Here is an 11911-nt window from a genome sequence, read left to right as displayed (position 1 = left end):
GTGATCGATCATAAAAGGGTAGCCATAAACGAAAAGCTGAGCTACCATTTGGAGAGGAGTGTCCAAAGCATGCGGATTCCGAAGCTGTCCGGGGTTAGTAAAGATTTGGTGACCGATGCTCTTAATAAAACGAACAGAAAAGATGTTGATGATGAAAATTGTACTCGGCGAACAACAAATAGAAGTTCACGTGGAATACGGTCCGCGCAAAAAACTCTCGCTCCACATCGATCCTTCGGGACTTGTCACGGTGAAGGCGCCAAATCATACGGCTGATGATGTGGTTATGAACGCCGTAAAGCTGCACGAGAGTAAAATTCTGAAGCAGCTGCAAACGATTGAGGCTGCCCGCACGCCTATGAAGATCAGGGAATACGAAGAGAAGGGGAAGTTTCTTCATCTTGGCCGATATTATCTCCTTCATGAGTTGATCGAGACAAACGGGCGTACGGAACAACAGCTTCAAGATGACCTGAAGAAGTTTTACTTCGCGAGCTGTAAGAAGGTGATCGGGGAGCGCTTAAAAATTTATCAGAAGCAGTTGAAAGTCACGCCCAAATCCTTCGTCATCGAAGAATCCCGAACGAAGTGGGGCAGCTGCAGCTCGGCTAAGCATCTTACTTTCAACTATCGTTTGGCAATGGCGCCCATTGATGTGATTGATTACGTGGTCATACACGAGCTTTGTCATCTCTTGCATATGAATCACGATCGGTCCTTCTGGCGGCGCGTCGGAAGCGTGATGAAGGATTACAAAGAGAAGGAAGCGTTCCTCGCGAAGTATGGACACGCCATGACATTGTAATGAGAAGATAGATGCTATTATGACGCTGTCATTGATTTAAAGCCCCTCTTAACGGATCCGGTCATAAATTGAATCGTGCTTAGTTATAAAGCATTTCTTAGCCAAGAGAAATGCTTTTTATTTTTTGCGCAAAATTAAGGGTGTTGTACAACAATCAAAACATATTCCTATTCAATGTAAATATATTGTTTTGCGATAAATTTTGTGTTAAATTCAATACGGACAATAACTAAGCGAGGTGCGTTATGGAACGTGGAACAACACTCTTTTTAAAAATAGCTCTTCTTATTATCGGAATTCCGGTTCTTGCTATGTGTATTTTTTTGGTACCCCGAATTGCGAATTTTGCAGCGGAATTGTATCCGGAACATACTTACTTGAAATATCTTCTATGGATCGACTTGTATGCAACGGCGTTGCCTTTTTACTTTGCCCTGTATCAGTCTTTCAAACTTTTGAGCTACATTGACAAGAATAGAGCTTTCTCGGAGTTATCCGTACAGGCATTGAAGATTATAAAAATCTGTGCCGTCATTTTCGGCGGTTTGTATGTCGCAGGCATGCCGCTCTTCTATCTTATGGCGGAGAAAGACGACGCTCCGGGTTTCATCGTTATCGGAATGGTCCTTATTTTTGCCTCCATGGTCATTGCCGTTTTTGCGGCTGTCCTTCAAAAGCTTTTAAAAGAGGCGATTGATATAAAATCAGAACATGATTTGACGGTCTGAGGTGATAACATGGCGATTATAATCAATATTGACGTGATGCTGGCTAAAAGAAAAATGAGCGTAACGGAACTTTCGGAGAGGGTTGGAATCACGATGGCTAACCTTTCCATATTGAAGAACGGGAAGGCAAAAGCAGTTCGATTGTCAACTTTAGAGGCAATTTGCAGGGCTCTGGATTGTCAGCCTGGAGATATTTTGGAATACAAAATGGACGACAACGCTCAAGAATAAAATGAATAATGGACCGTACAAATGATTAAAAACCTGTCGAAACGACAGGTTTTTTTGCGGAGAAATACCCTGTGCATGTTCTGCTCATAACCGGAAGAAAGGTTTAGGAGATCGGCTTGTAAGCGGAGCACGCTCCAATTCTTCTGAAATGATGCGAATCCCTTCTTCAATCTGCTGCTCATCGGTCCGGATAATACTAAGGCGCAGTAAGTTAGGTTTGGGGAAAGAAGGAAGGAAATGCCTGTCGCCCGACAGTACGTCCACGCCCCGATTTTCTAAACGGTTGACCATATCATCCTGATCAATGGTGTCCGGAAGTTGAATGGAAAAGAAAAGCCCTCCGCATGACGGAATGGTATATAAGCACTCTTGGGGCAATAATCGCTGTGAAACTTCCCTGAGATGTTTGATGCGGCGGTTGTACAAGGACTGCATTTGCTTCGCATGATGGGCATACATTCCGGACTTCATATAAATCTCCAGGACACCTTGAGAAAGTACGGAAGTGCTCAAATCCGCCGAATGCTTGTGCCACTGGAGGATAGGAATAAACGAATCGGGTACTGCGGCAGCGGCGATTCTTAATCCGGGCAGCATCACTTTGGAAAAACTTCTAAGATAAATGACATGACTGGCCCCGTTATAAGCGCGAATGGGGTCTGCTTTGCTGTCTGTATCCAAATCCGCAAGATAGTCATCTTCCACAATGTAAACGTCATAGATTTTGGCGAGTTCTGCCAGCCGCTGTTTGTCTTCGCCTGTATAAGAAGTGCCGAGCGGATTATGGAAACGCGGGATCGTATAAAAAAACTTGATCTGGTTGCTTTGAAAATGGCGTTCCAAAGCTGCCCAATCAATCCCGTCCGGCGTTCGTTCGATCCCGATTACGGTTTGTCTTTGTGTCTTAAGTGCGGCAAGCATTCCCCAAAACGTGGGCTGCTCGACCAGAATGTTCGTTTTTCCGTTGGGAAAAGGCATCCCGGCCAGAATATGAAGAGCTTGCTGAGTGCCTGAAAATATAAAAACCTGCTGTGCCGAAGGGAAAACTTGCTGCCGCCGGAAAAGCTTCACGATCTCATGGCGAAGAGAAAGCAAACCTTGCGGATCGGGATAAGTGAATATCGACGTCTCAAATAATTCCATCGCTTTATTCAAACATTGACGAAAATCTGTTTGCGGGATCGACGAGGGGTCGGGAGCCGCTGACGCAAAATCGATTCGTTTTGTTTGCAGCAGGGGAAGCAGGACTTCTTTGGCTACGACGAAATAACCGCTCTTCGGACGTGAATAAATAAGAAATTGATCCTCGAGTTCCCGATAAACACTAATAATGGTGTTAAGACTACAGCCGAATCTCTGGCTCTGCATACGGATAGAGGGCAGCTTCTCGCCGGGTTTAACGAGACCGTTGACTATGTCCGCACGGATAATTTGCAGAATGGTATTCTTTTTATTGGCCATAAAAATTCTCCCAACTCGAATGATTTGGTGTGAGATCTGTACCCATACAGATGAATAAACAATCAATATACAGCTCATTTTGCAACTATTATAATACAAATATTCATACAGAGTGTGTGATGTTGTTATTTTATTACTTTGTTTGTTCGACGTATCGGGTGCATTTTGGTACAGCAAACATTTAAGGAGAGATTGTCATGAACCAAACGACAAGCGGCTGGATCCATGGTTTCGCAGGCGTGCTGATCTTCAGCGGCTCTCTACCCGCAACACGGCTGGCTGTAGCGGATTTTGATCCGATATTCCTTACCGTAATCCGTGCCGCAATTGCAGGGTTGCTGGCTGGAGCCCTTCTCCTTGTTTTCCGTCAGCAGCGGCCTGTCCGAAGCGATATCGTTCCGCTAATGTTAGTGGCAGTCTGCGTGGTCGTAGGATTCCCGCTGCTGACAGCTTTGGCGCTTCAGTATGTCACATCTTCGCATGCCATTATTTACATTGGACTTTTGCCCCTGTCGACAGCGATCTTCGGCGTACTCCGGGGCGGCGAGCGTCCAAGGCCCGCCTTCTGGATCTTATCGGCTCTAGGCAGCTCCCTCGTAGCAGGATTTGCCTTGACACAAGGAGCAGCAGCTTCACCGGTCGGTGACGCGTTAATGCTGGCTTCTATCGTCGTATGCGGTTACGGTTATGCGGAAGGGGGACGGCTTTCACGGAGGCTCGGGGGCTGGCAGGTGATCTCCTGGGCGCTTGTTCTTTCGCTTCCCGTTATGTCGCTGCTCTCGTTTTTTTACATGCCCGTTTCATGGGCGGGGATAAGTACTTCCGCAATGGTAAGCCTTGCTTACGTGTCCCTGTTCAGCATGCTCATCGGTTTCGTATTCTGGTATCGGGGTCTTGCCCAGGGTGGGATAGCCGCAGTCGGGCAGCTGCAGCTTCTCCAGCCTTTCTTCGGCCTGCTGCTTTCGGCTGTCATTCTGCACGAGTCGATCGGCTGGCCGATCTTTGCCGTAAATATCGGTGTCGTACTCTGCGTGGCGATTGCACGGCGATTCGCGATTTGACAGCCCCAAGCTATTTTTAGTGAAAAGAATAGAGGTCAAAAGGAAAATACTTCAGCGAAACAACCGCTCATGGTTGCTTAGAGACCTGTTATTCACTACTATGGAGTAAAATGCAGTGCTGCACTAGGGGGAGAGAGTATGGTTTCAATCACTCAGATGAAACTCGAAGATTCGTTTAAAATACGCGATATAGATCGTTCCGAAACAATCGATCTCATCTATACGTGTAAAAATGAAGTCCTTGAGGAAATTAAAACAGGCCATGAATGCCCTAACTGGCAAGAAGACGATTATACGGCTATCATTTCGCGGTATGAGGATGAGCTCGCAAACGGCGGTACTGCTTTTGGAGCATATGACGGGGATAAGTTAGTCGGATTCGGTGTCTTGGCTAATAAGTTTCGAGGCAAAGAGAAGGACCGGCTTCAGATAGACCTGATGTATGTTACCCGGGATTACCGGAGACAAGGAATAGGCAGCCGGATCATGGAGGAGTTAAGTAAAGCGGCGATCGAAAAGGGCGCGAAGTACTTATACATCTCCTCTACAGAAACGGGATCCGCTGTAAATTTTTATACTAGCTGCGGCTCGGCCATTACGTCAGAAGTCGATGAGGAACTGTTTGAAAAAGAGCCGGACGATATTCATATGATTAAACGACTTTAATACCAACCAACCGGAGGTCTACAGATGAACAAAACAAAGAGCAAAGAAGGAAGAAGTTTTAGATGATTACTCTTAGAAAAATCACGCTGGAAAACCGACGTGCCCTATTTAACTTGGAGGTTTCAGAAGAACAACGCCGTTTCGTAGCGTCCAATCTGTCAAGCATGGCTTCCTGTTATGTCCTTGCAACCAATGGAGGACACCCGTTTCCTTTTGCTATTTATGCAGATGAGCAGCCTGTCGGTTTTGTTATGCTGACTTATGGAATCACCGGATATGAGCTACCGTCTATCGCAGACGATAGCTATTGTATCTTGCGGCTAATGATTGACAAGCAATACCAGAACCGAGGCTACGGCAGGGAAGCTATGAACAAAATCTTAGAATTTATCCGTACCTTTCCGGCCGGGCCGGCAAGCTACTGTTGGATTGCTTATAAACCAGATAACTTCACTGCCAAAAAACTTTATGAAAGCTTCGGCTTCCATGACAACGGTGAAATCTGTGAAAACGAGTCAATCACCGTATTGAAACTCTGATTTTTCATCCCATGATCGTAGTGAGATCAACCGGAGAACAGCTGCCTAAAAGTAATTCGGAATCAACTGCTTCAGACCGAACCTGCCTTTATTTCAAAAGGCGGGTTTTTCTATCTTCTGAAACCCTCCAAAGCGATTTGTGCGAATTTGGAACTATTGTCCGCCGGCGGGGATGTTGCGGGAAGCGGAACGGACAATGGCGTTCAGGTCAAAATACTCGATCAGGTAGAACCAGCACGAATCTCCCCCCATTATTTTATAATTTTTTCATAAGGTAAACGGAACTGGACAGGGAATAGGGGGCGAATACTTCCATGCTGCTTCTGTGTTCGATTCCGGTCTCCGTTATTTCCCTTCGTGTGGGATATTCGGCCAGCAGTTTGCCGAGCGGGAACTGCCGGTTATCGAGCTGCTTGGCCAAATCCGCCGGGAGTGTCGGCAGATTCGCATACACAATATTGTAAGATAACACACGGCCGGGCAATGTTAGGCTCGATAGGCGTCTGATGAACTGTCCGTTGGCCGGAAAAGCTTGCCGAACATCTTCCGGAACGGATTCGGGATCTGTACGTTCATGTTCGTAAACATGAATATTCACTTGATTACGGACGATAATCTCGATTGTTCGTGTTGTCGTTCCGTCCGTTTGCAGCAGAAGATCGGATAGGAGCTCATCGTGTTCGTTGTCCGTGAAAATTATCATCCTACCTCCTTTAATCTTTATTTCTTACTCTTGATTATATATAAAATGGTTAATATTTCAATTAATTAGCAGTAAGATAGAATTATTAGGAATAACAAGGAGGTTAGCTGTGTTTCACCCTACCATATTCGACAGGTTTGAAAACAGGATTTACAAATTTATTGACCCCCGTAAGATTATGGAAGTCGAATTATGTACTTAAAAAATATCATATTTGCTTGAAAATAACATTTTTTTCACTATACTTGTAGGTAATAAGGAAGGAGGAGGGATAAAAGAACAAACATCCGCAGGGCTGAATCAATTTCAAGGCGTTCATTTATTGCTGCGATAGGAGATGAAAATGACATATAAGGTTTCATTTGTTATTCCGACGTACAACTCGGGGAGTTTTATGGCGGAAGGGCTGCGGTATCTTGCGGCCCAGCGTAACGAGAGCCGGACCGAGTTCGAGGTCATCGTCGTAGACGACGGGTCTACGGACAATACTGCGGAACTGGTTGAAGCGGCGCGGGAAAGTCTGGATCATCTGACTTATGTGTATATCCCCCGCGATGAACATTCCAGCCGCTCCCGTGCCCGCAATCGAGGGATTGATGCGGCGACCGGCGATCTCTTATGTTTTCTGGATGCCGGAATAGTAGTACCGCCTGACTATTTGGATATGGTTATCGCCCGCTTCCGGGAGCGGCCGGATCAGGTGCTTTTGCACATGGTACTTGGGCTTAATGCGGACCCCGAGCGTGACGATACAACCGTTGTCCGCAAGCTGTCACCGTCCAATCTGCGAGAGGAAGCTTCGAAACTATCCGTGTCGCCGGTATGGCAGGACAGCCGGTATCAGGCGCTCCGGATGCTCCGTGACAATCTGGATCTGCTAGCCGCACCTTGGGAAATGGGACTGGGGGGCGCCATGAGCGTGTCTGCTTCGCGTGTTCGTGAGGCAGGAGGGTATGACGAGAATTTTAAAGGCTGGGGCTCGGAGGATATCGATTTCGCTTACCGGCTTTACAGAGCGGGATGTTCTTTCCGTTCGGAGAGGCACGCCTTTGTGCTGCATCTGCCGCATCCCATCGTCAGATCCGAAGACAGAATGGAAAACGATTTTCGCAACAAACGCTGTATTCACCGCAAACTGTGGCAGTTGGAAACGGAAGCTTATCCCCACTATCAAGGGATGTTTTACTCCGCTTTTCTTGAGAAGCTGCTGTACATCGACTTATCCCTGTTAATGAATAAATTTACGACCCCCTTTATTCAACACCTGTATAACGAGCACATTCGAGGATCGTCCGCTTCCTTATTGCTTGGAGTAAGCGAACAGAACATGGCCAGGCAGTTGAACTCCACTCATATCTACCTTTGGAATCGCCGATTGGAGAATATATTCCAATCTTCTCTCTCACAAGAAATCCGCTGCCGGCTCGGCTGTGATACCCCTTATGAAAACAGTTTTTTCGACGTAGCGCTCATAACCGATTTTATACTTTTGTTTTCGCCATATATGTTGGAACAAATGATAACGGAACTTCTGAGAACCGCCCGTAAAATCGTGTATGTGTATGATCCTGATTTCGAGAACGAATATCCCTTCCAACAGGACGGCCATATGTCGGTAAGCATGCCGGTCGTTTCGCCGCATCTTACCCCGCGCTTTCGAACGGAGCTTGCATTGAGCCCGCGTAAGTTAATGATGGAACGCATCCAGGTGAGTGCTAGGAGTGACCTGATCACGCTGCTTAACAGAGGCGAGAGGCAGATTGTGCTGGAACCTCTGTGTACACCCGGTCATCCGATTACAACCGACTAAGGAGGAAAACATATGAAAGCGATTACTGAACTGAAAGCTCTCATTGCCCGCATTTGTGAGGAGAAAATGAATATCGAGGTCAAGCCGGACGTAAATCCGAATGAGCCGATTGCCCAGGAATTCAACCTTGATTCCATTTCTCTATTCGAACTGATTGTCAATCTGGAGGAGGAATTCCAGTTCAAAGTGGCCGATGACGATATCGACAAGGTCGGGAAGATGAACCTCGAGGAGCTTCATGAATTTATCCAAAGGATGCAGTTGATTCATGGATAAACGTGTCGTTATAACCGGATACGGGGTTGTGACCCCTTTCGGGTTAGGGGAGGCTCCCATTCTCGACCAAGTATTTGAGGGCAAGCATTGTTTCCGGCCACTACAGAGTATCGATACTTCCAGAAGCTATACGAAAGTAGGCGGAGAGGCGCCTGTCGAAGAACGTTCCTACAAATTTTTCACAGAGTACTGCACAGAGCGGGCTATAGCGATGGCCGGGCTCAACCCGGACAATCACCGGAACAGTCTGGAGAAAGCCGCAGTGGCTGTCGGAAATCTGGGAGACGGCACTCATCTTCTGAACTATTACGAGCAGTTCTCGCCTGACTGGGAGGCAGAGAAATTCGCAAGCAGAACATCCGAATTCATGCGATCGGAGGGCGACCGGCCGGTATCCATTCATGATTCCAATCCATACGAGCAGGCGGCGGCGGTTGCCGGCATAATCGGTTCCACCGGCGAACGACTTGCTTTTACTAATGCGTGTGTGGCCTCGGCCAATGCGATCGGTTATGGCTTCGATCAGGTTCGCAAAGGTAGAACTCCGGTCGCAGTGGCAGGCGGGATCAATGTTCTCTACCCGATCGTTTTTTATAATTTCGATTCGAGTCGGGCTATGGCGGAAGAAGTCGTACGTCCGTTCAGCAAGCATCGCAGCGGTCTTCTTATCGGCGACGGAGCGGCTATCCTCGTTTTGGAGGAACTTGAGCATGCCCTTGCAAGAGGAGCCGAGCCTTTGGCGGAAATGATCGGCTGGGGTTTAAGCTCGGACGGTTTCCATATCACGCAGCCCGATCCGGAAGGAGACGGATTGGCGAGATCGATGAAGACCGCTCTGCGCCAAGCGAACTGCAAACCGGAAGAAGTGGACTATATCAATGCGCACGGAACCGGGACACCGCTGAATGACAGCAGCGAGACGATTGCGCTCAAGCAAGTTTTCGGAGAGTACGCCCGCAATATTCCCGTCAGTTCCACGAAATCGACAACGGGTCATATGCTGGAAGCTACCGGTGCTGTAGAAGCGGTTATCTCCGTTCTTTCTTTGACTCATGGGAGGATTCCTCCGACCGCGAATTTTGTTGAACCCGACGAAGGGCTCGATTTGGACTATGTGACGGAGGGCTCACGGCAGAAGAGTCTGAACGTGGTGATGTCCAACTCAAGGGCATTCGGCGGGAATAACTGCACACTTCTTTTCCGCAGATGGAATGGAGGGGAGTAAGATGAAGGAAATCACAGAGCAGTTGCACGGACTGAATACACGGAAGCTACAGGTTGTAGTCACCGGTTACCACGAACAGAGCGAGAACGATCCCATTCCGCCTCTACGGGGATTTGTCCGATCCTCGTATAATCCGCTGATTTACCATGCGGCGATGAAAGCGGCAGAACAAACGAGATCAGTGGATATCGAGCCGGCTCGCAAGGCGCTCCTGCTAGGAAGCTTGTTCACAGACATGATGACGCTCCAGGAGACGAGCAAAGATTTGCTGCAGGGCAGAAAAGTCAGCCCGATCATGTTCCCTCCCTCTGTGCCGAGTTCCGTCATGGGATACATCGCCAAAGAACTCGCTGTGCACGGGCCGCTAAGCTGTATCAGCGTTACGACGGCAGGTGCGTGCGCACTGATCCGGCAGGCGGTGGACTATATCGAGGACGGCGAAGCGGATCTCGTGCTGCTCACCCTGTGCGATACCCGGTCCCTCCGGTCTTCGCACTGGATTTCGGATCACGCGGGAGAGGGAGGAGACCCCAACGCATCAGGGGGTGTTATTTCGCTTGCCGTCGAATCGGCGGAACAGGCCAAGAACCGAGACTTGCAGCCCGTCATCGCTCTGGAGCCGTGGCTCGAAAAGTATGAGCGGAATGCGGCTCGGGGTTACGGTCTTTATGTGCCTACCGAAGGGGTGGAGCGATTATGATCTCTTTCATGCCTCTTCCTAAAACAGCCCTCTTGTCGTCAGAGCTAAGCCTGTCCTACGACGAACTAAACGGCAGAATCGGGGACAAAAAGAAGTGGCTGGACGACCGGGGCTGGAAGAACTGCCGGGTAGCCATTGACCTGCCGGATTCGTATACGCTGCTTGAATGGACAGCGGCGAACTGGCAGCACCGCAATCACGTTCTTCTGCTGGATCAGCGGATGAAAGACGACGAAAAGCAGGCTCGTCTTCGTCTGTTTTCACCAGATCTGATCCTAAGTGCCGGGCCCGGAAAGTCGCGGCCGGTCGTGTCGTTTTTTCAAGCGGAAGTTCCTTTCTTCCTGTCGGCGGGAGACGGGGAAGATATTAACCGCGTCGCAATCGATAGCAAAAATACGGGGGATGAGCAGCCGCCTTCGAACTGTTGGCAAGCGCTTACATTATTCAGTTCAGGTTCGACTGGGACACCGAAGTCCATTACTCGTACCTATCAGTCGTTACTGGATGAATGGTCCGCCTATGCGGGCGAAGAGGGAAGCCCCTCTGAAAACAGCCGGGTGCTGTGTCTGGTTCCGTTAAGTCACGCGCTGGGTCTGATGTCCGCTGCCATGCACACGCTCCTGCAAGGAGGAACCGTCGTATTCCCCGACTTCATAAACGGAGAGGAAATCGTTTCGTCCATCGAGCGTTACGAAGCATCGCATGTGTACGGCGTGGCTTTTCATTACAAGCTGATGGAAGCCCGGATGGAGGAGTTTGTCATTCAATCAGGTTATGTCGGGAGCGGCAAGACCCTGTTTCTGATCTCTTCCGGCGGGCCGCTTCCGGCGGATTTGGCCGGCAGATATCGTGAACGGATCGGCCTGCCGATCGGACAGCAGTACGGAATGAGCGAGATCGGCTATATCTCGGTCGACTTTACCGACAGCCATCCGCCTTCCCTCGGTAAAATCGCGCAGCATATCCGCTACGAATGGAGCGAAGAGCAGCCTCAATTGGCGATCCGTCTGGATACCAGTCCTTATACAGGAGAGCAGGACAATTGGATACCCGATCCCGATGGAGACGGGACCGGCGGGATTCTATATACGCAGGATCTTGTTCACATCGATGAGCACGGTTATCTTACGGTGACCGGCCGCAGCAACGACCAAATCAGTATCGGAGGCCTCAAAGTCACGCTCCAAGAAATCGAAGCGGCTTTGAGAGAACATCCCTTGATCAGAGAGGCCGCAGTCGTGCACTACGAGCATCCGGTTCTCGAGCGCGTCATCGAAGCCTTCATCGTGTGGGATAAGCCTGCGGTGACCGAGCCGCTTGACGGCATCTTGCATTGGCTTCGGAACTATCTTTCGGATTATAAAATGCCTAAGAAGCTTCACGTAATCGAACAGCTTCCCTTGTCGGCAGCCGGTAAATTGCTGCGGGGAGAATTGTTAAAGGAGCTTTCTCATGATACCCATCGCTGAAATCAAATCCGTTGTCATTGAATCGGGTCTTTTTCAAACCCTGGACGAACAAGTGGAATCGGATATGCCCCTGCAGCTTGATTCCTTCTCGCTGATATGGCTCATCGAACAGTTGGAACGCCGGTACCGGATCAGCATTGATTACCGGACACTCGATTTAGAACACTTCAGTACGATCCGTAAGATTCATCAGCTTGTTCTGGATAAACTGGGGGCCGGACAGCCATGAAAACGGAG

Annotated in this window: 14 protein-coding genes; 12 read left to right on the top strand and 2 right to left on the bottom strand. The window is 48.8% G+C overall.

The features are described from left to right. Positions 1 to 151 precede the first annotated feature (151 nt). The 3 genes from KVT34_RS11230 to KVT34_RS11220 all read left to right on the top strand — a co-directional run bounded on the left by KVT34_RS11230 (position 152) and on the right by KVT34_RS11220 (position 1764). On the top strand, positions 152 to 805 hold the full coding sequence (locus tag KVT34_RS11230) for a M48 family metallopeptidase (protein WP_217559278.1): 654 nt from the start codon (positions 152 to 154) through the stop codon (positions 803 to 805). Positions 806 to 1050: 245 nt separating this feature from the next. Then, positions 1051 to 1533, top strand: coding sequence for a DUF2975 domain-containing protein (locus tag KVT34_RS11225; RefSeq protein WP_217558705.1), 483 nt, complete (start codon positions 1051 to 1053; stop codon positions 1531 to 1533). 9 nt (positions 1534 to 1542) lie between these two features. Further along, entirely contained in the window at positions 1543 to 1764 is a 222-nt protein-coding gene (locus KVT34_RS11220) for a helix-turn-helix domain-containing protein (protein ID WP_217558704.1), read from the top strand. An 84-nt stretch (positions 1765 to 1848) separates the two neighbouring features. On the opposite strand, the gene KVT34_RS11215 is transcribed toward KVT34_RS11220, so the two are convergent. Then, on the bottom strand, positions 1849 to 3291 hold the full coding sequence (locus KVT34_RS11215; protein WP_217558703.1) for an aminotransferase-like domain-containing protein: 1443 nt from the start codon (positions 3289 to 3291) through the stop codon (positions 1849 to 1851). A gap of 131 nt (positions 3292 to 3422) precedes the next feature. On the opposite strand from KVT34_RS11215, the gene KVT34_RS11210 reads away from it, so the two are divergent. From KVT34_RS11210 to KVT34_RS11200, 3 genes are all read left to right on the top strand, one after another. Then, positions 3423 to 4286, top strand: coding sequence for a DMT family transporter (locus KVT34_RS11210; RefSeq protein ID WP_217558702.1), 864 nt, complete (start codon positions 3423 to 3425; stop codon positions 4284 to 4286). A 138-nt stretch (positions 4287 to 4424) separates the two neighbouring features. Beyond that, positions 4425 to 4952 carry a GNAT family N-acetyltransferase gene (locus KVT34_RS11205; protein ID WP_217558701.1) on the top strand — a complete coding sequence of 176 codons (528 nt, stop codon included), beginning with the start codon at positions 4425 to 4427 and terminating at the stop codon, positions 4950 to 4952. Between the two features lie 62 nt (positions 4953 to 5014). Continuing rightward, on the top strand, positions 5015 to 5491 hold the full coding sequence (locus tag KVT34_RS11200) for a GNAT family N-acetyltransferase (RefSeq protein WP_217558700.1): 477 nt from the start codon (positions 5015 to 5017) through the stop codon (positions 5489 to 5491). A gap of 256 nt (positions 5492 to 5747) precedes the next feature. Here the strand turns inward: KVT34_RS11200 and KVT34_RS11195 are convergent, their stop codons facing one another. Continuing rightward, positions 5748 to 6194, bottom strand: a complete 447-nt coding sequence (locus KVT34_RS11195; protein WP_254634777.1) for a chorismate pyruvate-lyase family protein — start codon at positions 6192 to 6194, stop codon at positions 5748 to 5750. 343 nt (positions 6195 to 6537) lie between these two features. Between KVT34_RS11195 and KVT34_RS11190 the strand changes: the two genes are divergently transcribed. The 6 genes from KVT34_RS11190 to KVT34_RS11165 are packed head-to-tail and all read left to right on the top strand — an operon-like array spanning position 6538 to position 11903. Then, positions 6538 to 8004 carry a glycosyltransferase family 2 protein gene (locus KVT34_RS11190; RefSeq protein ID WP_217558699.1) on the top strand — a complete coding sequence of 489 codons (1467 nt, stop codon included), beginning with the start codon at positions 6538 to 6540 and terminating at the stop codon, positions 8002 to 8004. Positions 8005 to 8016: 12 nt separating this feature from the next. Continuing rightward, positions 8017 to 8280 (top strand): acyl carrier protein, encoded by a 264-nt coding sequence (locus KVT34_RS11185; protein WP_217558697.1) that lies wholly within the window; start codon positions 8017 to 8019, stop codon positions 8278 to 8280. Continuing rightward, positions 8273 to 9505: a beta-ketoacyl-[acyl-carrier-protein] synthase family protein gene (locus KVT34_RS11180; protein WP_217558696.1), complete on the top strand. Its 1233-nt coding sequence runs from the start codon at positions 8273 to 8275 to the stop codon at positions 9503 to 9505. The genes KVT34_RS11185 and KVT34_RS11180 overlap by 8 nt, the downstream gene beginning before the upstream one ends. 1 nt (position 9506) lies before the next feature. Next, on the top strand, positions 9507 to 10205 hold the full coding sequence (locus KVT34_RS11175) for a beta-ketoacyl-[acyl-carrier-protein] synthase family protein (protein WP_217558695.1): 699 nt from the start codon (positions 9507 to 9509) through the stop codon (positions 10203 to 10205). Beyond that, positions 10202 to 11674: a class I adenylate-forming enzyme family protein gene (locus KVT34_RS11170; RefSeq protein ID WP_217558694.1), complete on the top strand. Its 1473-nt coding sequence runs from the start codon at positions 10202 to 10204 to the stop codon at positions 11672 to 11674. The genes KVT34_RS11175 and KVT34_RS11170 overlap by 4 nt, the downstream gene beginning before the upstream one ends. Beyond that, positions 11658 to 11903, top strand: coding sequence for a hypothetical protein (locus tag KVT34_RS11165; protein WP_217558693.1), 246 nt, complete (start codon positions 11658 to 11660; stop codon positions 11901 to 11903). The genes KVT34_RS11170 and KVT34_RS11165 overlap by 17 nt, the downstream gene beginning before the upstream one ends. The last annotated feature ends 8 nt before the right edge of the window (positions 11904 to 11911 follow it).

Source organism: Paenibacillus sp. GbtcB18 (genome assembly GCF_019091125.1).
GTDB classification, from domain to species: domain Bacteria; phylum Bacillota; class Bacilli; order Paenibacillales; family NBRC-103111; genus Paenibacillus_F; species Paenibacillus_F chitinolyticus.
Note: the sequence above shows the minus strand (reverse complement) of the source record. Positions and strands in the feature narration are given on the sequence as shown.

Bases quoted from the DNA above. Each gene is read 5' to 3' on its own strand.
- KVT34_RS11230 (WP_217559278.1), top strand. From the start codon at position 152: ATGAAAATTGTACTCGGCGAACAACAAATAGAAGTTCACGTGGAATAC.
- KVT34_RS11225 (WP_217558705.1), top strand. From the start codon at position 1,051: ATGGAACGTGGAACAACACTCTTTTTAAAAATAGCTCTTCTTATTATC.
- KVT34_RS11220 (WP_217558704.1), top strand. From the start codon at position 1,543: ATGGCGATTATAATCAATATTGACGTGATGCTGGCTAAAAGAAAAATG.
- KVT34_RS11210 (WP_217558702.1), top strand. From the start codon at position 3,423: ATGAACCAAACGACAAGCGGCTGGATCCATGGTTTCGCAGGCGTGCTG.
- KVT34_RS11205 (WP_217558701.1), top strand. From the start codon at position 4,425: ATGGTTTCAATCACTCAGATGAAACTCGAAGATTCGTTTAAAATACGC.
- KVT34_RS11200 (WP_217558700.1), top strand. From the start codon at position 5,015: ATGATTACTCTTAGAAAAATCACGCTGGAAAACCGACGTGCCCTATTT.
- KVT34_RS11195 (WP_254634777.1), bottom strand. From the start codon at position 6,194: ATGATAATTTTCACGGACAACGAACACGATGAGCTCCTATCCGATCTT.
- KVT34_RS11190 (WP_217558699.1), top strand. From the start codon at position 6,538: ATGACATATAAGGTTTCATTTGTTATTCCGACGTACAACTCGGGGAGT.
- KVT34_RS11185 (WP_217558697.1), top strand. From the start codon at position 8,017: ATGAAAGCGATTACTGAACTGAAAGCTCTCATTGCCCGCATTTGTGAG.
- KVT34_RS11180 (WP_217558696.1), top strand. From the start codon at position 8,273: ATGGATAAACGTGTCGTTATAACCGGATACGGGGTTGTGACCCCTTTC.
- KVT34_RS11175 (WP_217558695.1), top strand. From the start codon at position 9,507: ATGAAGGAAATCACAGAGCAGTTGCACGGACTGAATACACGGAAGCTA.
- KVT34_RS11170 (WP_217558694.1), top strand. From the start codon at position 10,202: ATGATCTCTTTCATGCCTCTTCCTAAAACAGCCCTCTTGTCGTCAGAG.
- KVT34_RS11165 (WP_217558693.1), top strand. From the start codon at position 11,658: ATGATACCCATCGCTGAAATCAAATCCGTTGTCATTGAATCGGGTCTT.